At 68.5% G+C, this 18,364-nt stretch carries 18 protein-coding genes; 6 read left to right on the top strand and 12 right to left on the bottom strand.

From position 1 onward, the window contains the following. Positions 1-5: 5 nt before the first annotated feature. The 5 genes from K0H49_RS27775 to K0H49_RS27755 form a co-directional block, all read right to left on the bottom strand. On the bottom strand, positions 6-923 hold the full coding sequence (locus K0H49_RS27775) for a transporter substrate-binding domain-containing protein (protein ID WP_374122444.1): 918 nt from the start codon (positions 921-923) through the stop codon (positions 6-8). Positions 924-1,091: 168 nt separating this feature from the next. After that, positions 1,092-1,535 carry a peptidase dimerization domain-containing protein gene (locus K0H49_RS27770; protein ID WP_219219733.1) on the bottom strand — a complete coding sequence of 148 codons (444 nt, stop codon included), beginning with the start codon at positions 1,533-1,535 and terminating at the stop codon, positions 1,092-1,094. A 9-nt stretch (positions 1,536-1,544) separates the two neighbouring features. Beyond that, positions 1,545-3,377 carry a peptidase M20 gene (locus K0H49_RS27765; protein WP_219219731.1) on the bottom strand — a complete coding sequence of 611 codons (1,833 nt, stop codon included), beginning with the start codon at positions 3,375-3,377 and terminating at the stop codon, positions 1,545-1,547. Continuing rightward, positions 3,374-3,619 carry a hypothetical protein gene (locus tag K0H49_RS27760; RefSeq protein WP_219219728.1) on the bottom strand — a complete coding sequence of 82 codons (246 nt, stop codon included), beginning with the start codon at positions 3,617-3,619 and terminating at the stop codon, positions 3,374-3,376. The genes K0H49_RS27765 and K0H49_RS27760 overlap by 4 nt, the downstream gene beginning before the upstream one ends. Positions 3,620-3,760: 141 nt before the next feature. Beyond that, on the bottom strand, positions 3,761-4,663 hold the full coding sequence (locus K0H49_RS27755) for a LysR family transcriptional regulator (protein WP_219219727.1): 903 nt from the start codon (positions 4,661-4,663) through the stop codon (positions 3,761-3,763). A gap of 168 nt (positions 4,664-4,831) precedes the next feature. On the opposite strand from K0H49_RS27755, the gene K0H49_RS27750 reads away from it, so the two are divergent. The 5 genes from K0H49_RS27750 to K0H49_RS27730 all read left to right on the top strand — a co-directional run bounded on the left by K0H49_RS27750 (position 4,832) and on the right by K0H49_RS27730 (position 11,735). Continuing rightward, the gene (locus tag K0H49_RS27750; RefSeq protein ID WP_219219725.1) at positions 4,832-6,958 is read left to right on the top strand and encodes a 3-hydroxyacyl-CoA dehydrogenase NAD-binding domain-containing protein; all 2,127 of its coding nucleotides are present in this window, start codon (positions 4,832-4,834) and stop codon (positions 6,956-6,958) included. A gap of 31 nt (positions 6,959-6,989) precedes the next feature. Continuing rightward, positions 6,990-8,171 carry an acetyl-CoA C-acyltransferase gene (locus K0H49_RS27745; protein ID WP_219219723.1) on the top strand — a complete coding sequence of 394 codons (1,182 nt, stop codon included), beginning with the start codon at positions 6,990-6,992 and terminating at the stop codon, positions 8,169-8,171. Between the two features lie 12 nt (positions 8,172-8,183). Further along, positions 8,184-9,380: an acyl-CoA dehydrogenase family protein gene (locus K0H49_RS27740; protein WP_219219722.1), complete on the top strand. Its 1,197-nt coding sequence runs from the start codon at positions 8,184-8,186 to the stop codon at positions 9,378-9,380. A gap of 10 nt (positions 9,381-9,390) precedes the next feature. Beyond that, on the top strand, positions 9,391-10,533 hold the full coding sequence (locus K0H49_RS27735; RefSeq protein ID WP_219219720.1) for an acyl-CoA dehydrogenase family protein: 1,143 nt from the start codon (positions 9,391-9,393) through the stop codon (positions 10,531-10,533). 158 nt (positions 10,534-10,691) lie between these two features. After that, the gene (locus K0H49_RS27730; protein WP_219219718.1) at positions 10,692-11,735 is read left to right on the top strand and encodes an alpha/beta fold hydrolase; all 1,044 of its coding nucleotides are present in this window, start codon (positions 10,692-10,694) and stop codon (positions 11,733-11,735) included. A gap of 30 nt (positions 11,736-11,765) precedes the next feature. On the opposite strand, the gene K0H49_RS27725 is transcribed toward K0H49_RS27730, so the two are convergent. After that, entirely contained in the window at positions 11,766-12,968 is a 1,203-nt protein-coding gene (locus tag K0H49_RS27725; protein WP_219219716.1) for an iron-containing alcohol dehydrogenase, read from the bottom strand. 152 nt (positions 12,969-13,120) lie between these two features. On the opposite strand from K0H49_RS27725, the gene K0H49_RS27720 reads away from it, so the two are divergent. After that, the gene (locus K0H49_RS27720; RefSeq protein WP_219219714.1) at positions 13,121-13,966 is read left to right on the top strand and encodes an IclR family transcriptional regulator; all 846 of its coding nucleotides are present in this window, start codon (positions 13,121-13,123) and stop codon (positions 13,964-13,966) included. A 17-nt stretch (positions 13,967-13,983) separates the two neighbouring features. On the opposite strand, the gene K0H49_RS27715 is transcribed toward K0H49_RS27720, so the two are convergent. The 6 genes from K0H49_RS27715 to K0H49_RS30835 all read right to left on the bottom strand — a co-directional run. After that, a complete protein-coding gene (locus K0H49_RS27715; RefSeq protein ID WP_219219712.1) occupies positions 13,984-14,964 on the bottom strand; it encodes a tripartite tricarboxylate transporter substrate binding protein in 981 nt (326 codons plus the stop codon). 34 nt (positions 14,965-14,998) lie between these two features. Next, positions 14,999-15,982, bottom strand: a complete 984-nt coding sequence (locus tag K0H49_RS27710; RefSeq protein ID WP_219219710.1) for a tripartite tricarboxylate transporter substrate binding protein — start codon at positions 15,980-15,982, stop codon at positions 14,999-15,001. Positions 15,983-16,023: 41 nt separating this feature from the next. Then, positions 16,024-16,647, bottom strand: coding sequence for a 2-hydroxychromene-2-carboxylate isomerase (locus K0H49_RS27705; protein WP_219219708.1), 624 nt, complete (start codon positions 16,645-16,647; stop codon positions 16,024-16,026). 42 nt (positions 16,648-16,689) lie between these two features. After that, the gene (locus K0H49_RS27700) at positions 16,690-17,454 is read right to left on the bottom strand and encodes an enoyl-CoA hydratase (RefSeq protein ID WP_219219706.1); all 765 of its coding nucleotides are present in this window, start codon (positions 17,452-17,454) and stop codon (positions 16,690-16,692) included. Then, positions 17,454-18,194, bottom strand: coding sequence for an SDR family oxidoreductase (locus K0H49_RS27695; protein WP_219219705.1), 741 nt, complete (start codon positions 18,192-18,194; stop codon positions 17,454-17,456). Before K0H49_RS27695 ends, K0H49_RS27700 begins: the two co-directional genes overlap by 1 nt. A 52-nt stretch (positions 18,195-18,246) precedes the next feature. Then, positions 18,247-18,364 (bottom strand): NAD(P)(+) transhydrogenase (Re/Si-specific) subunit beta (locus K0H49_RS30835; protein WP_257625297.1); only part of this gene is annotated, 118 nt, incomplete at its 5' end.

The raw sequence follows: 18,364 nt of genomic DNA, 5'->3' as shown, positions 1-18,364 counted from the left end.
GCGCGTTATTCCGACGGCTGGTCGTTGGGGTGTGCGTACAGCTGCCGCAATTCCGGCGAAGGCGGCCAGGCCAAATTCAGTCCGCGTGGTGGAATCGGCCTTTGAAACCACTTCTGGTGCACCTTCAATATTTCACCGCTCGTCATCATTTTTATCAGCGCACCATCGACGATCTGCTTCAGCTGTTGATCCTTCAACCGCATCATGCATCCGTACACCTCAGAAGACATTGGCGTGCCCACGACGTCCCAGTCCTGGGGATTGGCAACCTTTGCACGCTCGCCATACAACAAGGCGTCGTCCATCATGAAAGCATCGGCCTTGCCGCTGGTCACCAATTCAAAAGATTCGCCGTGGTCCTTGCCCACCAGGATGCGAAATCCTTTCACAGAACGTTCATTGTAGGTTCTCAGGAGGCGCTCGGAGGTCGTCGCCGAAGTCACCGCCACGCGTTTACCCGCGAGATCGGAGAAATCATGGATGCCCGAGGATCGATGTGTAAGAAGACGTGTCCCGATCTGGAAAAAAGATGTGGAAAAGGCGACCTGCCGGGCGCGTTCCTGGTTGTGGGTGGTCGATGCGCATTCGATGTCGACGCTGCCGTTCTGAACCAATGCCAGACGATTTTGCGGCGTGACAGGAACCAATTTGATCGTCAAACCCGGGAGCCCGAGATTCGACTTGAGGGTGTCGACGATTTTGAGCATGAGGTCGTGCGAGAAGCCGACCGCATTGCGTTTTTCGTCGTAATAGGAAAATGGAATGGACGATTCGCGATGGCCCAGGCGAACGGTACCGGTGTCCGCGATGCGTTTGAGCGTGTCGATGTCCTGGGAATGAACGACGCCCGCGCTGCCAAATACAAAAAATGCAATGGACCCACAAAGCACCAGCCAGCCACGACGTGCCTTTGGCCGTCTCAAATCCAAGCCTCTAGAGCTTCCATAAATTCTCGATTCGCCTACGGCATTCATGCATCTGGATTGCAGGCCCGTGCAGGCACTTCCGAAATGGATGAGGCATTCGCACGCCCCTTTTTTACTGGGCGGCGATGCCGGGCGTCAGTGCGCCCTGCATCGCCGCCCGATGGGTTAACGCTGGGTCACGGTGTAGCGGATATCCGCCCGCGCGCCAGCCGTCAGTTCACCCGCCTTGACGCCCCGGAAGGCGTTTTCCGCATCGGCGCCTGATTTGGCCGCTGCCGTGATCTTGGCCACCACGTCGGCATAGGCCGTCGCGTCGGCCGCGGTCAGCCGCAGTTCGATCAGTCCATCGGATGCGATGCTGTTGACCGAATTGCCGCCGGTCACGTTGGTGATGACGTAGCTGCCGCTGAGAAGGTTGGCCTGCTGCAGGAAGATCACTGCACGCCCTGCGGCATGAAGGGCGCTGGTGCGACCGTAGTTGCCGCTGCTGTGGCCTCCCGGCCCCTGGAACTCGACGGCGACGCTGCCCGTCTGTTGGGCCTGGGCGGAAAAGCCAGCCAGTGCCAACGCGGCCAGGCAAAGGGATTTGGTCAGAGATTGGGTGTTCATGTTTGCTCCTTAGCGCACTTCGCGGGTGCGGTTGCCGATGGGACCGACGGAGGGCTGGATGATGGTGCCGTCCGCGGCGTGGTAGCCGGACTGGATCAGGGTGGCGGTGAGCACCCGGCGCATGCGCTGCACTTCCAGCTCAGGCGTGCCGCGTGTGCCCCACTCCCAGAAGGCATGGCCGCCCGCACCGGCGGCATTGGAGGCCAGGGTGAAGTTGTAGGTCGGCACACCGGTGTTGGCCGGCACGTTGTCGTTCAGGCTGCCCGAAGACGTGTTGACCGTGGTGCGGGTGTCCGTTCCGGTGGTCAGGCCCGACTGGATGCCTGCATGGATCGCGGGGGTGTTGGGCTGCGTCAGGACGAAGGCGGGACGCAGTCCGTACCAGACCTGTTCCATGGACAGGGCTTGCGCGCTGCCCTCGGCACGGCTGTAACGCGCGTTCTCCGCGACCAGGCCGGCCTGGAACTGCGGCACGATGGACGCGCGCACCTCGTTGAGGGTTTCCGTGATCGGCGAACGCATGTCGACTTCCAGCGAGCAGCTCGGCACGACGCTGCTGCCGACGGCCGGCGCCTCGCACGATGCACGGCCGACCGTGTAGGTCGTCCGGGGCGCATCCTTGCGAAGTTCGGACGGGGTCTTCACGTCGGCGATCTTCGCGATGGCCGCTGCCATGGCTTCCGGGGCGCTCGGGTCGCCGGTGCCGGGCGTGGCTGGCGCCTTGAACTTCATCTCGAAGCGGTAGCTGCCCAGGAAGTTGACGGTACCGCCGCCTTCCAGGCCCATGCTGGAGACGAAGTTCAGCGGGTTCGATCCGGTGCCGAGGTCCTGCTCGAAGCCGAAGAGCTGCTTCATGCCGGCCAGGTTGCCCTTGCCTTCCTCGCCCGCCGTGCCGCAGATCCAGACGTCGTAGACCGGCCGGATCTTGAACTTCTTCATCGCCGCGGCCAGCACGAAGGCGTTGGAGGTGCTGGACATCATGTCGCCGTAGCCCGGCACATACACCCGCACGCCGCCGCCGTCCTTCGCGGCGGCTTCGTTGGCGAAGACCTTGCTGGCGATCCCGTAGTTCGTATCTTCGATGACCCGGCCGGTCCCATCGAAGCGCAGCACGTCGTTGATCGCGGCGAGTTGGGCCGGCGTCTCGACCACGGCCTGGCTGAAGGGCTGCAGGCGGATCTTGTTGAAGGGATCGCCGGCCGGCGGCAGGCTTTCCGGGTTGACCACGTCGATGTGCCCTTCGACCAGCACCTTCGGGAATTGGCCGTTGTAATGCTTCGCGGCGTCAGAGCTGGAATACGAGCCCTTGATTTCGACGCAGGCGTTATAGACCGGCAGGCCGTCGACCACATTCACGTCGGTGCCAAACATGATGCCGTCGGCACGGGTCTTGACCTCGGTGGCAGAAAATCCCCATTCGTTCCTCATGCGCTGGTGAATTTCGGCAGCCATGCGGAGTTCGGAGCGCGACGGCGACGCGATTTTCACCAGCTCGAGGAATTGATTCCAGCGCGATTTCGCGGCGGTGGCCGAACTCTGGTCCGCCAGCAACGCCTTGATTTGCGCATCGCCATCGATCTTGGCCGCAGCCGCGACGACTTCCGGCGGAATGACGAATTTATTGGGATCGGTCGGGGTCGATGGATCGGGGGAAGGCGTGGGTGTTTCGCTCACCGGAGGCGTGGTCGAGACCTGCGTGTCGTTGCTGCCGCCGCACGCAGCAAGGGCCAAGGCGGCAGCCAATACCGAAAGACGCAAATTACTTATATCAATCATTTCTACTCCTGGAACTACGAATTGATGCAAAACCGCTTTGGACGGCCTTTGCACGGGGTCGCTCACGAGAATCGGGGCATGCGTACTGGAGCATGGTCTGTGCCAGCTTGTTTACCTCGTAAACCCGAGTTTCGATATGAAAACCCACAAATCCGGCGTTTGAAGTGCGTTTGATCATTCAAGCGCGTACGGATATTCGTACAACGCTCAATTTCGTCGAACGGGAATCCGTCCGGAATATCTTTCGCGCCAGAATCAGGTGCATCAATTGGCAAATATTTGCCGAATTGCGCCATGTTGGCGGCCATTTGTGCTTCTTTGGTGCGGTGTTCGGCGCCCGGGCGGACCGCGCAGCGGCCGGCGCTCGGGGAGCACCTCCGGACAAGCCGACCGATCCCCGGCCCGGCGCTTTCGAGGCGGAAGCCCTGTCCCCTCGACAGCCCGCGTCCCTAGGGTCGCCGCCCCTCTTCCTTCGCTCGTTCGAGGATGAAGTCGATGAAGGTGGAGGCCGCGCGCGTGTGGTGGCGGTTGGGCATGTAGAGCATGAACATGCGGGTGCCGAAGATGCTCAGCTGCAGCGCGTCGAGCGCCGTCACCACCTCGCCGCTCGCGATGTCGGGCTGCACCACGTAGTCGGGCACCAGGCCGATGCCCAGCCCGGCCAGGATGGCCTGGCGCAGGAACACGAAGTTCTCCGAGATCAGCGTGGGTTCGAGCAGCAATTCCTCGCGCTCGCCCTCGGCATAGGCCGACACGCGAAGTTGCTTGCCGACCACCGAGGCGGTGATCACCGGCGCGCCCGCCAGGTCCGCGAGTTGCGTCGGCAGCGCATGCGCCGCCGCATAGGCGCGCGAGGCGCAGGCCACGTAGCGCACCACGCCCAGCTCGCGCGCCACCAGCGCGGCCGGCGGTTCGGGCATCACGCGGATCGCGAAGTCGACTTCGTCGCGCAGCAGGTCGTCGACCCGGTTCTCGAACATCACGTTGAGCACGATGCCCGGGTAGCGCCGCTTGAAGTCCAGCAGCCAGTCGGACATCACGAGCTGGCCGTAGCCGCTGGGCACGCTCAGGCGCACCTGGCCGCGCAGTTCGTCGCCCAGGGACGAGACCGACTCGCGCGCGGCCAGCAGCTCGTTCTGGATCCGGCGCCCGTGCGCATAGAGCCGCAGCCCGATCTCGGTCGGCTCGGCGCGACGGGTGGTGCGGCGCACCAGCTGCGCGCCCACCGAGCGCTCGAGCTGCGCCAGGTGGTAGCTGACGTTGGCCCGGCTCATGCGCAACCGCCGCGCGGCCTCGCTGAGGTTGCCCGCGTCCAGGATCTCCACCAGCAGCGCGAGCGCGCTCAAGTCCATCTCCGTTGCCATCCTTGCGCCACCCTCGCCGGTTGATTGTCAAAATTTCTTTGACAGCATGTCAATCAGCCATCCCATTGTCAAGACGCCCTGGGCCCCGAAGAATGCGGCACCGGCTCCTTTCCCAGGCCGTGCCTCGGCACGCGCCGCCCGCACGAGACAACGACGATGACCGACGCCCTTCCCGCCTCTCCCTCCCCCGTGAACTACCGCATCGCCGACGGCGTCCTGGTCGTGACCGTCGACAACCCGCCGGTCAACGCGCTCGGCGCGGCCGTGCGCCGCGGCCTGCTGGCCGCCGTCGAAGCGGCCGAGGCCGATGCCTCGGTGCGCGCCCTGCTGCTGGTGGGCCGGGGCCGCGGCTTCATCGCTGGCGCGGACATCCGCGAGTTCGGCCAGGCGCCGCAGCCGCCCGCGCTGCCCGAGGTCTGCCGCCGCCTCGAGGGTTGCGCCAAGCCCGTGATCGCCGCGCTGCACGGCGCCGCGCTGGGCGGCGGGCTCGAGGTCGCGCTGTCGGCGCACTACCGCATCGCCTTGCCCGACGCCAGGCTCGGCCTGCCCGAAGTGCTGTTGGGCCTGCTGCCCGGCGCGGGCGGCACGCAGCGCGCGCCGCGGCTGATCGGCGCCAAGGCGGCCCTCGAGCTGATGCTCAGCGGCCGCCACGTCGGTGCCAAGGAAGCGTTGGCGCTGGGCCTGGTCGACCGGCTCGGCGAGGCCGCCGATGCCACGCAAGCCGGCCTCGGCTATGCGCGCGAACTGCTCGCCAGCGGCGCCCTGCCCCGTCCCACGCGCGATGCGAGCGGCCTGCAGGACCGCGCCGGGAGCCAGGCCGCGATCGATGCCGCGCGTGCCGAGACCGCGAAGAAGGCGCGCGGCCTGTTCTCGCCGCTGAAGATCGTCGACGCGGTGCAGGCCGCGCTCGACCAGCCCTTCGACGAGGGCCTGGCGTTCGAACGCGCGGCCTTCACCGAATGCCTGGCCAACCCGCAGCGCGCCGCGCTGATCCACGCCTTCTTCGCCGAGCGCGAAGTGGCCAAGGCGCCCGAGACACGCAGCGCCAAGCCTCGCACGTTGGCCCACGTGGGCATCGTGGGCGGCGGCACCATGGGCGCGGGCATCGCGGTGTCGGTGCTCGACGCGGGCCTGCCCGTGACCATGGTCGAGCGCGACGAGGCCGCGCTGGCGCGCGGCCGTGCCAACGTCGAGAAGGTCTACGACGGCCTGATCGCCAGGGGCCGCATCGGCGCCGAAGCCAAGGCCGCGGTGATGGCGCGCTTCACCGGCAGCACGCGCTACGACGCGCTGGCCGACGTCGACCTGGTGATCGAGGCCGTGTTCGAGGACATGGACGTCAAGCTCGCGGTCTTCGCCGAACTCGACCGCGTGTGCAAGCCCGGCGCGCTGCTCGCCACCAACACCTCCTATCTCGACATCGACCGCATCGCCGCCGCCACCTCGCGCCCGGCCGACGTGATCGGCCTGCACTTCTTCTCGCCGGCCAACATCATGAAGCTGCTGGAGATCGTGGTGCCCGCCACCACCGGCGCCGAGGCCGTGGCCACGGCCTTCGCGCTCGCCAAGCAGCTGAAGAAGGTGCCGGTGCGCGCGGGCGTGTGCGACGGCTTCATCGGCAACCGCGTGCTGGCGGTGTACCGCGCCGCGGCCGACCACATGGTGGAAGACGGCGCCTCGCCCTACCAGATCGACCAGGCGCTGCGCGACTTCGGCTACCCCATGGGCCCGTTCCAGGTGGCCGACCTCGCGGGCGGCGACATCGGCTGGGCCACGCGCAAGCGCCGCGCCACCACGCGCGACCCGAAGGCGCGCTATGTGCAGATCGCCGACCGCATCTGCGAGCGCGGCTGGTTCGGCCAGAAGACCGGCCGCGGCTACTACCTCTATCCCGAAGGCGCGCGCACCGGCCAGCCCGACCCCGAGGTGCTGGCCATCGTCGAGGCCGAGCGCGCCCGCGCCGGCGTCACGCCGCGCCCCTTCAGCGACGCCGAGATCGTGCGCCGCTACATGGCGGCGATGGTCAACGAGGGCGCCAACGTCGTGCACGAAGGCATCGCGCTGCGCCCGCTCGACGTGGACGTGGCCTTCCTCTCGGGCTACGGCTTCCCGCGCTACCGCGGCGGCCCGATGCACTACGCCGACACGGTCGGCCTGGCCACGGTGCTGGCCGACATCGAGGCCTTCGCCAAGGAAGACCCGATCTTCTGGCGGCCCTCGCCGCTGCTGGTCGAGCTGGTGGCGCGCAGCGCCGACTTCGCCAGCCTGAACACGACCGAATAACCCACCCCTTCATTTCCGGAGACCACACACCATGCGCGAAGCCGTCATCGTTTCAACCGCCCGCACCCCGCTCACCAAGGCGCACCGCGGCGAATTCAACATCACGCCCGGCCCGACGCTGGCCGCCTTCGCGGTGCGCGCCGCGGTCGACCGCGCGGGCATCGACCCCGCGCTGATCGAGGACGCGGTGCTCGGCTGCGGCTACCCCGAAGGCCGCACCGGCCGCAACATCGCGCGCCAGAGCGTGATCCGCGCCGGCCTGCCGATCGGCATCGCGGGCACCACCGTCAACCGCTTCTGCGCCTCGGGCCTGCAGGCCATCGCGATCGCCGCGGGCCGCATCGTGGTCGACGGCGCGCCGGCCATGATCGCGGGCGGCGTCGAGAGCATCTCGGGCATCCGCTCGCGCGAAGACGGCGAGACCGGCATCGACCCGTGGATCCAGCAACACAAGCCCGAGCTCTACCTCTCGATGATCGAGACCGCCGACATCGTGGCCTCGCGCTATGGCATCAGCCGCGAAGCGCAGGACATCTTCTCCGCCGAGAGCCAGCGCCGCACCGAGGAGGCCCAGCTGGCCGGCCGCTACCGCGACGAGATCGTGTCGGTCACCACCACCATGGCCGTCACCGACAAGGCCACGGGCGCGGTGACGGAGCGCGAGGTCACGGTCGATGCCGACACCTGCAACCGCCGCGGCACCACCTACGAGGCGCTGGCCAAGCTCGCGCCCGTCAACGGCCCCGACAAGTTCATCACCGCCGGCAACTCCTCGCAGCTGTCCGACGGCGCCTCGGCCTGCGTGCTGGTCGAGGCCAGGGAAGCCGAGCGCCTGGGCCTCAAGGCCCTGGGCGCCTTCCGCGGCATGGCCGTGGCCGGCTGCGAGCCCGACGAGATGGGCATCGGCCCGGTGTTCGCGGTGCCCAAGCTGCTGCAGCGCCATGGCCTGAAGGTCAGCGACATCGGTTTGTGGGAACTCAACGAGGCCTTCGCCTCGCAGTCGATCTACTGCCGCGACAAGCTCGGCCTGCCCGACGAACTGCTCAACGTCAACGGCGGCAGCATCTCCATCGGCCACCCCTTCGGCATGACCGGCGCGCGGCTCGCGGGCCATGTGCTGATCGAAGGCAAGCGCCGCGGCGCCAAGTACGCGGTGGTCACGATGTGCATCGCCGGCGGCATGGGCGCTGCGGGCCTGTTCGAGATCTTCTGAACCACTGCATTCATGGATCTGAATTTCACCCCTGAAGAAGAAGCCTTCCGCCGCGAGGTGCAGGCCTTTCTCGCGGCCAAGGTGCCGGCCCGCCTGTCGGACCTGGTGCGCAGCGGCAAGCGGCCGGCCAAGGCCGACATGGTCGAGTGGCACGCGATCCTCAACGCGCAGGGCTGGCTGGGCAACCACTGGCCCAAGGAGCACGGCGGCCCGGGCTGGACCGCGATCGAGAAGTTCATCTTCGAGAACGAGTGCGCGCTCTACGGCACGCCGCGCGTGGTGCCCTTCGGCGTCAACATGCTCGCGCCGGTGCTCATCAAGTACGGCAACGAAGCGCAGAAGCGCCACTGGCTGCCGCGCATCCTCGACGGCAGCGACTGGTGGTGCCAGGGCTACTCGGAGCCCGGCGCCGGCTCCGACCTGGCCTCGGTCAAGACCACCGCGGTGCGCGACGGCGACCACTACGTGGTCAACGGCCAGAAGACCTGGACCACGCTGGGCCAGCACGCCAACATGATCTTCTGCCTGGTGCGCACCTCGAAGGAAGTCAGCAAGCAGGCCGGCATCAGCTTCCTGCTGGTCGACATGGCCTCGCCCGGCGTCGAGGTGCGGCCCATCATCACGCTCGACGGCGAGCACGAGGTCAACGAGGTGTTCTTCACCGATGTGCGCGTGCCGGCCGAGAACCTGGTGGGCGAGGAGAACAAGGGCTGGACCTACGCCAAGTACCTGCTGACCTACGAGCGCACCAACATCGCGGGCGTGGGCTTCTCGGTGGCGCTGATGGAGCGCCTGCGACGCACCGCCGCCACGCAGCGCCGCAACGGCCGCCCGCTGGCCCAGGACCCGCTGTTCGCCGCGCGCCTGGCACGCGCCGAGATCGACCTGGAGAACATGAAGACCACCAACCTGCGCGTGCTCGCGGCCGTGGCCGGCGGCGGCGTGCCCGGCGCCGAGAGCTCGATGCTCAAGATCCGCGGCACCGAGCTGCGGCAGGAGCTGTCGTCGCTGATGCGCCGCGCGATGGGCCCCTATGCGCAGCCCTACATCGAGGCCGCGCTGCGCGAGGGCTATGGCGAGGCGCCCGTGGGCCCGGCCGACGCGGCCGGCGCCGCGGCGCTGTACTTCAACAACCGCAAGCTGTCGATCTTCGGCGGCTCCAACGAAATCCAGAAGAACATCATCTCCAAGATGATCCTGGGACTGTGAACGCCACACCATGAACTTCGAACACACCGAAGAACGCCGCATGCTGGCGGAAACGCTGGACCGCTTCGTGGCCGAGCAGTACGGCTTCGCCACCCGCGACCACATCGCGCAATCCACGCGCGGCTTCAGCACCGAGCTCTGGCAGCGCTTCGCCGAACTCGGCGCGCTGGGCGCGCTGTTCGGCGAGGCCGAGGGCGGCTTCGGCGGCGACGGCTTCGACATCGCCGTGGTCTTCGAGAGCCTGGGCCGCGGCCTGGTGGTCGAACCCTTCCTCGGCGCGCTGGTGGTGGGCAGTGCGATCGCACGGGCCGGCGGCTCGGCGCACAGGCCGCTGCTGGACGCGGTGATCGAAGGCCGCACCGTGGCCGCGCTGGCGCACGACGAACCCGCATCGCATTACGAGCTGGCCAACGTCGCCACCACCGCACGCCGCAGCGGCGAGGGCTGGCGCCTCGACGGTGCCAAGGCCGTGGTGCTGCAGGGCGAGCAGGCCGAGCTGTACCTGGTGAGCGCGCGCACCGCCGGTGAGCAGTACGACGAGGCCGGCCTTTCGCTGTTCCTGGTGCCGCGCGACACCGCGGGCCTGGCACGGCGCGGCTACCCGCGCGTGGACGGCGGCCGGGCCGCGGAGCTCACGCTCGACAACGTGGTGCTGGGCGCCGAGGCACTGCTGGGCACCGAAGGCGAAGGCTTCGCGCTGCTCGAGTATGCGGTCGGCCGCGGCCTGCTCGCGCTGTGCGCCGAATCGCTGGGCGCGATGGACGCGGCGCGCCAGGCCACGCTCGAGTACCTGCGCACGCGCAAGCAGTTCGGCGTGCCCATCGGCAGCTTCCAGGCGCTGCAGCACCGCATGGCGCAGCTGCTGCTGGAGATCGAACAGGCGCGCTCGGCCGTGATCAACGCCGCGGCCGCGCTCGACGACGCCGACCGCCCGACGCGCGAACGCGCGCTGTCGGCCGCCAAGTTCACCATCGGCCGCGTGGGCACGCTGGTGGCCGAGGAAAGCATCCAGATGCACGGCGGCATCGGCATGACCTGGGAACTGCCGCTGGCCCACTACGCCAAGCGGCTGGTCATGATCGACCACCAGCTGGGCGACGAGGACCATCACCTGGCGCGCTACATCGCGCTCGGGACGCAGGTGGCGAACTAGCCCGTCGAGGCAGAACGCCGATGGCCTCGGCGTTCTGTATCGGAGTGTCTCTGCGCACCCAGCGGCTACACGGGCATGCAAATCGGCCCGATCCGAACACACCCCGGATACATCGCGCGGGCCCACTGTCTCCATCGCAAACGCCCTGGAGAAAACCGATGCCCGCCCCCCTCGACCCCCAACGCCGCCACTTCTTCGGGACGGCCGCCGCCACGCTCGCTGCCGCGCAACTGGGCCTCGCGGCCAGTGCCCACGCACAAGCCACTGAAGCGGGCCCGGCCGCGGGCCGAAGCGGTGACCACACGGCCTTCGCTTCGATCCGGCAGATCGACGCCGGCCTGCTGAACATCGGCTATGCCGAGCTCGGCCCGGCCGACGGGCCGGTGGCCCTCCTGCTGCATGGCTGGCCCTACGACATCCACAGCTTCGTCGACGCCGCGCCGCTGCTCGCGGCCGCGGGCTACCGCGTGATCGTGCCGCACCTGCGCGGCCACGGCAGCACGCGCTTTCTTTCCGCCAGCACCCTGCGCAACGCGCAGCAGTCGGCCGTGGCGCTCGACATCCTGGCCCTGATGGATGCGCTGAAGATCGAACGCGCCAGCATCGCCGGCTTCGACTGGGGCGCGCGCACGGCCTGCATCATGGCCGTGCTGTGGCCCGAGCGCTGCCGCTCGCTGGTCTCGGTGAGCGGCTACCTCATGACCAACCTCGAAGCGGGCAAGCGCCCGCTGCCGCCCAAGGCCGAATTCGACTGGTGGTACCAGTACTACTTCACGACGGCGCGCGGCGCGGCCGGCTACACGCAGTACCGGCGCGAGTTCGCGAAGCTGATCTGGGAGAGCGCATCGCCGAAGTGGCGCTTCGATGCCGCGACCTTCGAGCGCAGCGCCGCATCGCTCGACAACCCCGACCACGTGGCCATCGTGCTGCACAACTACCGCTGGCGCCTGAGCCTGGCGCCGGGCGACGCGCAGTACGACGCCATCGAGCAGCGGCTGTCGACGGCGCCTGCGATCGACGTGCCCACCATCACGCTCGAAGGCGATGCCAACGGCGCGCCCTTCCTCGATCCGTCGAAGTACCGCGCCAAGTTCTCGGGGAAGTATGCGCACCGCACGCTCACCGGCGGCATCGGCCACAACCTGCCGCAGGAGGCACCGCAGGCTTTCGCACAGGCGGTGATCGACGCCGATCGGCTCTGACCAGGCCAGGCGCCGGTGCGCGTCCGCGCCTCAGGCCGCAAGCGCGAGGATCTCGCGCACGTCGGCCGGCGTGGTGATCTGGCGTGCGTTCCCGCGCGTGAAGATCTCGTGCATGCTGATCCTCGCGATCTCGTCGAAGCGGCTCTCGTCCACGCCCACCGCGCGCAGGTTGGCCGGCAGGCCCAGCGACGCGACCAGGCGCGCGAAGGCCTCGCTGGCCGACAGCCCGGGCTGGCCCAGCGCCTGCGCGAGCAGCCGCTGCCGGTCGGCCGTGGCGCCCTCGCTCCAGCGCAGCACGGCCGGCATCAGCACCGGCGTGCAGTGGTAATGCGGCACGCCGCAGGTGCCGCCCAGCACATGGCCGATCGCATGGCTCGGCCCCATCATCACGCCGCCCTGCGCGCCGCGGCTCGACAGGCCGTAGGAGCACAGCCACGAGGCGATCTGGCATTCGGCGCGCAGCGCGAGGTCGTGCGGCGCGGCTTGCCACTTCGGCAGCACCGCCGCCATGCGCGCGATGCCCGACAGCACCACCGCGTCGGCCAGCGGCGTGGCCGTGACCGACAGCAGCGCCTCGATCGCATGGTCGAGCGCGCGCGTGGCCGAGCCCAGCCACAGCGTCTCGGGCGTGTGCAGCGTGAGCGCCGGGTCGAGCACGATCGCGCGCGGCATCATGTGGATGTGGAAGAAGGTCTGCTTGTGCTTGCGGCGCTCGTCGGTCACCAGGCAGCCGGCGTTGAACTCGCCGCCGTTGAGTGTGCTGGGCACCGCGACCATGCGCACCGTCGGGCCGTCGAACATCGGCCGCACGGGCTTGCCGTCGTCGCCCAGCTTGACCTCGAAACGGTCGAGCGCCTCCAGGTGCGCGTCGGTCATGCCGTGGCGCAGGCACAGCGTGACCATCTTCGCGCCGTCGATCACCGAGCCGCCGCCCACCGCCATCACCAGGTCGGCACCGGCCTCCTGCGCCGCCAGCGCGGCCCGCGCCACGCCGGTGCGCGTGGTGTGCTGCGGCATGCCGTCGTAGGTGCCCGCATGGCGCGTGCCCAGCGCGGCCTCGATCTCGCGGATCGCCTCGGTGCGGGTGTTGAGCGTGCGGCTGGCCATGACGAACACGCGCTGCGCGCCGGCCTGCGCGGCTTCGATGGCCACGGCCGCGGCGGCCGGCTGGCCGAAGCGCACGCGCTCGATCGCGGGAAAGCTGTGGATGCCGGTGGGCGTGAGAGTGGGCATGAAGGTCTCCTGTGGGATTGGTCGCCGAGGGCTCAATGTTTTGCAATGCAGTCTAGAATTCTGCAATCGATTCGTTTGAAGAGACTAGAGGGACCATGCGGGGTCGGAGCACCTCCGTGGCAGATTAAAAAACCGCTGTGCAGCACCACACCATGACCAAGAGATCGACCCCCTCCCCCGTCGATGCCGAGGAAGCGCCCGACGACGACGCCACCGGCAGCGCCCACGGCAAGGAAGACCGCCATTTCGTGACCGCCCTCGCGCGCGGCCTCGAGGTGCTGCGCTGCTTCAAGTCGGGCGAGGAGCGGCTGGGCAACCAGGACCTGTCCGAGCGCTGCAAGCTGCCCAAGTCCACCGTGACGCGGCTGACCTACACGCTGACCAAGCTGGGCTACCTGCACCACGTCGAGGAGTCGGGCCGCTACCGGCTGGGCATGGCCACGCTCACGCTGGGCGGCACCACGCTGGCGCGGCTCGACGTCAAGGAGGTCAGCCGGCCATTGATGGAAGACCTGGCCAACGCCACCGGCAGCCAGATCTCGCTGGGCATCCGCGACGGCATGTCGATGCTCTACATCGAGGTCTGCCGCGGGCAGTCGATCGTGACGCTGCGGCTGGACATCGGCTCGCGCATCCCGCTCGCGACCACGGCCATGGGCCGGGCCTACCTGGCGGGCGTGACGCCTAGCGAACGCCAGGGCCTGGAAGAACGCATCGAGGCGCTCGACCCGACCTCGTGGCCGCGCGTAGCGCAGGGCATCCGCCAGGGCGTGTCGGACCTGGCCGAGCACGGCTGCTGCAGCTCCTTCGGCGAATGGCAGAAGGAGATCCACGGCATCGCGGTGCCGCTGCGGCTGGGCCAGGGCCTGCCGGTGATGGTGATCAACGCGGCCGGCCCGGCACAGTTGCTGTCGCGCGAGAGCTTCATGCAGGAGATCCGCCCGCGCGTGATCGAGACGGTGCGCCGCATCGAGCAGCAGCTCGGCGCGCGGCGCTGAGGCCGGGCGCGGCCTGCTTACTTGTCGCGCACGAAGCCGATCTCGTCGAGCAGCGTCTTCTCGCGCTTGACCGAGGCCGCGGCGAATTGCTGGTACTGCACCGAGCTCATGTACGAAGGCTCCATGTAGTACTGGGCCAGCGCGTTGCGGAAGCCCGGCAGCTCCATCGCCTGCTTGAAGGCGTCGTGCAGCTTCTGCACCACCGCCGGCGGCGTGTTCTTCGGCACCGCCAGGCCCCAGGCGGCCGAGGGCGGCGGGAAGTCGATGCCGACATCCTTGAGCGTGGGCACGTTGGGGAACTTGGCCATGCGCTTCTCGTTGAAGGTCACCAGCAGCCGCAGCCGCCCGGCCTCGACCGCCTGGCCCCAGCCCGAGGTGTCGGCCGCGGCCATCACATGCTCGCCCATCACCGCGTTCAGGGCCTCGGCCGTGCCCTTGTAGGGCACGTGGTTGAACTTCACGTTCTTGATGCGCGCGATCTGCTCCATCGTGATGTGCTGCGCGAGGTAGGCGCCCGAGGTCGCATAGGTCAGCTGGCCCGGGTTGGCCTTGGCATAGGCCAGCAGGTCGTCCCAGGTCTTGAACGGCGAGTTGGGCGGCACGACCACGCCGTAGACGAACTGCGTGAGGCCGATCACATACGTGATGTCGGTGGCCGGATTCCAGTTCATGGTCCCGGTGTAGGGCAGCCGGAACAGGTTGCCCGGGATCACGCCCACCGTGTAGCCGTCGGCCGGTGCCGACTGCAGCAGCTGCGCGGGCATGAGGCCGGCCGCGCCGGGCTTGTTCTCGATCACCACGGGCTGCTTGAGGATGCGGCCCACGTCCTCGGCCAGCACGCGCATCGGCGTGTCGGTCGAGCCGCCGGGCGGGAAGCCCAGCATGACCTTGATCGGGCGCGCGGGGAAGGCCTCCTGCGCGATGGCCGCCGAGGCCCCGCCCAGCAGGCCCACGGCGGCGGCGGCCAGGCCGCCCGCGAGGAACTGTCGTGTCTTCATGGTCTTGTCTCCGTCTTTCTGCTTGTGCGCCCGGTCATTGCCGCGCGCGGCTCAACCCCAGCGTGTCGAGGATGGCCTTCTCGCGCTTCATCGACTCGACGGCGAAACGCTGGAAGTCCTTGGAACTCCGGTAGTCGGGTTCCATGTCGTAGCGCGCCAGCACCTCGAGGAAGACCGGCGAGGCCATCGCCTCCTTGAAGGCGTCGTGCAGCCGCGCGACGATGCGCGGGTCGGTCCCCTTGGGCGCGACCAGGCCCCAGGGGGAGGTCTGGACGATGTCGATGCCCAGCTCGCGGAGCGTGGGCACGTTGGGGTAGCGCGCCATGCGCTTGGCGCCCCAGACCGCGATCAGCCGCAGCTTGCCGCTGTCCACCTGCGGCACGAAGGCCGAGGTTTCGGCGGCCGAGTCGACCTGGCCCGCGAGCAGCCCCTGCAGCGATTCGGCCGAGCCCTTGTAGGGCACGTGGTTGAGCTGGATGCCCGCGATGCGCGACACCTGCTCCATCGTCAGGTGGTTGGTGGTCGCCACGCCCGGCGTGCTGTAGGTGACCTCGCCGGGCCGGGCCTTGGCCTGCGCGATGAAGTCGGCCATGGACTTGATCGAGGACGAGGCCTGCACCACGGTGCCGAAGGCATAGCCGGTGATGCCGATGACGTAGCTCAGGTCGGTGGCCGGGTCCCACTTGAGGTCGGTGGTGTAGGGGATGCGGTAGACGCCGGCCGGCGCGATGGCCAGCGTGTAGCCGTCGTTGGGCGAGGACTGCAGCACCTGCGTCGGGATCACGCCGGCCGCACCGGGCTTGTTCTCGATCACCACCGGCTGCTTGAGGATCTTGCCCACGCGCTCGGCCAGCACGCGCATCGGCGCATCGGTCGAGCCGCCGGGCGCGAAGCCGATCATCACGCGGATCGGCCGCACGGGGTAGTGGGTGACGCTGTCCTGCGCCTGCGCCAGCGGCGCAAGAGCGGCCAGCGCGCAGGCCGCACCGAGCGTGCGCATGAAAAGTCGAGTGTTCATTGTTGTCTCGTGTCTCTCTTGGGATGGGGTCGTCGGCGCGCTCAGGCCGCGGCGGCCTGAGCGCGCACGATCTCTTCCTCGACTTCGCGCAGCCGGTCCTTGCCGAAGAAGATCTCGTCGCCGACGAAGAAGGTCGGCGAACCGAAGGCGCCGCGTTCGTAGGCGCGCTGCGTGTTGGTCATCAGCTCGGCCTTGACCTCGGGGTCCTGCGTGCCCTCGTAGATCGCCAGGCCGTCGAGGCCGGCCGCGTCCAGCGTGCGCACGATGACCGCGCGGTCGGCCATGTCCAGGCCCTGCTCCCACATGGCGGCGTAGACCGTCTCCACGTAGGGCTCGAAGCAGCCCAGCTTCTGCGCCGCCACCGCGCCGCGCATGGTCTGCAGCGTGTTGACCGGCCAGAAGGGGTTGGACCGGTAGCGCGAGAGGCCGTGCTTCGCGACGAAGCGGCGCACCTCGAGCTTGTCGTAGGCGCGCTTGTTCGCGATGTCCGCGAAGGCCTCGGCCGGTGAGCGGTTGTTGCTGAGCTTGAACAGCCCGCCCAGCAGCACCGGCACGTAGGTGAACACGGCACCGGTGCGGGCCTCGATCTCGGGGATCACGCGGTGGCACATGTAGGCATTGGGGCTGCCGAAGTCGAACAGGAAGTGGACGGGAACGGTTCGCACGGGATGTCTCCTTGTCTTGTCTTCAGGGTCTGGAAGGTCGGCTCAACCGCCCTTGCCGCGCTGCAGGAATGCAGCGAAGGCGGCCTTGGCCTCGGGCGATGCGAGCAGCTGCGCGAACTGCGCGTTCTCCTGCGCGATGCGGGCCTCGTAACCCGCGAGTTCCTCGCCGCGCATCAGCGCCTTGGTGGCGCGCAGCGACGGCGCCGAGGTCGCGGCCAGTTGCGCCGCCGCCTTCAAGGCCTGCGGCAGCACTTCGGCCGGCGGCAGCACCGCGTTGACCAGGCCCAGCGCCTGTGCCTCCTGTGCGGTGCAGGGCTCGCCCAGCATCAGCAGCGCCGCGGCGCGCTGGTGGCCGAGCTTGGCCGGCAGCAGCAGCGTCGAGGCGAACTCCGGGCACAGGCCCAGCTTGGCGAAGGGGAACACCAGCTTCGCGGTGCTGCCCGCATAGACCAGGTCGCAGTGCAGCAGCATCGTCGCGCCGATGCCCACGGCCGGCCCGTTGACCGCCGCCACCACGGGCTTGCCCATGCGCAACAGCGCCTTCATGAAACGCGCCGAGGGGCGCTCGCCCTCGCTGGGCGCGGCCGCCGCGAAGTCGCCGATGTCGTTGCCCGCGCAGAAGGCCTCCTCGTTGCCGTGGATCAGCACCACGCGCACCGCGTCGTCGGCATCGGCCTGCTGCAGCGCCTCGGCCAGGGCGAGGTACATCGCGCCGGTCATGGCGTTCTTGCGCGCCGGGCGGTCGAAGCCCAGGCGCAGCACGCCGGCCTCGAGCCCGCGCGAGATGTCGTTCGTCGTGTCGTTCATCACCAGGCCTCCATCCAGGGACGCAGCTCGGTCTCGTGCGTCCACGCGTTGCGCGGCTGCATGTGGATCTGCCAGTAGGCGTCGGCGATGGCCTCGGGGCTCAGGATGCCGCCCTGTTCCTTGAGCGCGTAGCGCTCGGGGAAGGTGGTGCGGATGAACTCGGTGTCGATCGCGCCGTCGATCACCGGGTGCGCCACGTGGATGCCCTTGGGCCAGAGTTCGCGACCCATGCTCTGGGCCAGCGCGCGCAGGCCCTGCTTGGCGGTCGAGAAGGCCGCATAGCCGTCGCGCCCGCGCAGGCTGGCCGTGGCCCCCGTGAAGATGATCGTGCCGCGGCCGCGCGGCAGCATCACCTTGGCGGTCTCGCGGCCCATGAGGAAGCCGCCGAAGCAGGCCATCTCCCAGACCTTGAAGTACACGCGCGCCGTGGTCTCGGTGATGCTGAAACGCACATTGGCGCCGATGTTGAACACCGCCACCTCGATCGGCGCGATGTCGCGCTCGATCTGCGCCACCAGCGCCACCATCTCCTCTTCCTTGCGCGCATCACTGCCGAAGCCGTGCGCCTCGCCGCCCTCGGCCTTGATCTCGTCGACCAGCGGCGCGAGCTTCTCGGCTTGGCGGCGCGTCACGCAGGCGATGTAGCCCTCGCGCGCGAAGCGCTTGGCGATGGCGCCGCCGGTGGCGTCGCCCGCGCCGATCACCAGGATCGCCTTCTTTCCTGTCTTGTTGTCCTTCATGTGCAGCTCCTTCGTTGTGCTGATGTGGATCGGCCTGTGCGGTGTGCGCGGCCTACTCGATCGCCTTGCCCATGTCTTCCACGACCTTCTTGGCGTCGCCGAAGACCATCATGGTCTTGTCCATGTAGAAGAGTTCGTTGTCCAGGCCCGCATAGCCCGCGGCCATGCTT

Source organism: Variovorax boronicumulans (assembly GCF_019352895.1).
Classification (GTDB): Bacteria; Pseudomonadota; Gammaproteobacteria; order Burkholderiales; family Burkholderiaceae_C; genus Variovorax; species Variovorax boronicumulans_A.
This window is presented reverse-complemented; position numbering and strand designations above follow the sequence as displayed.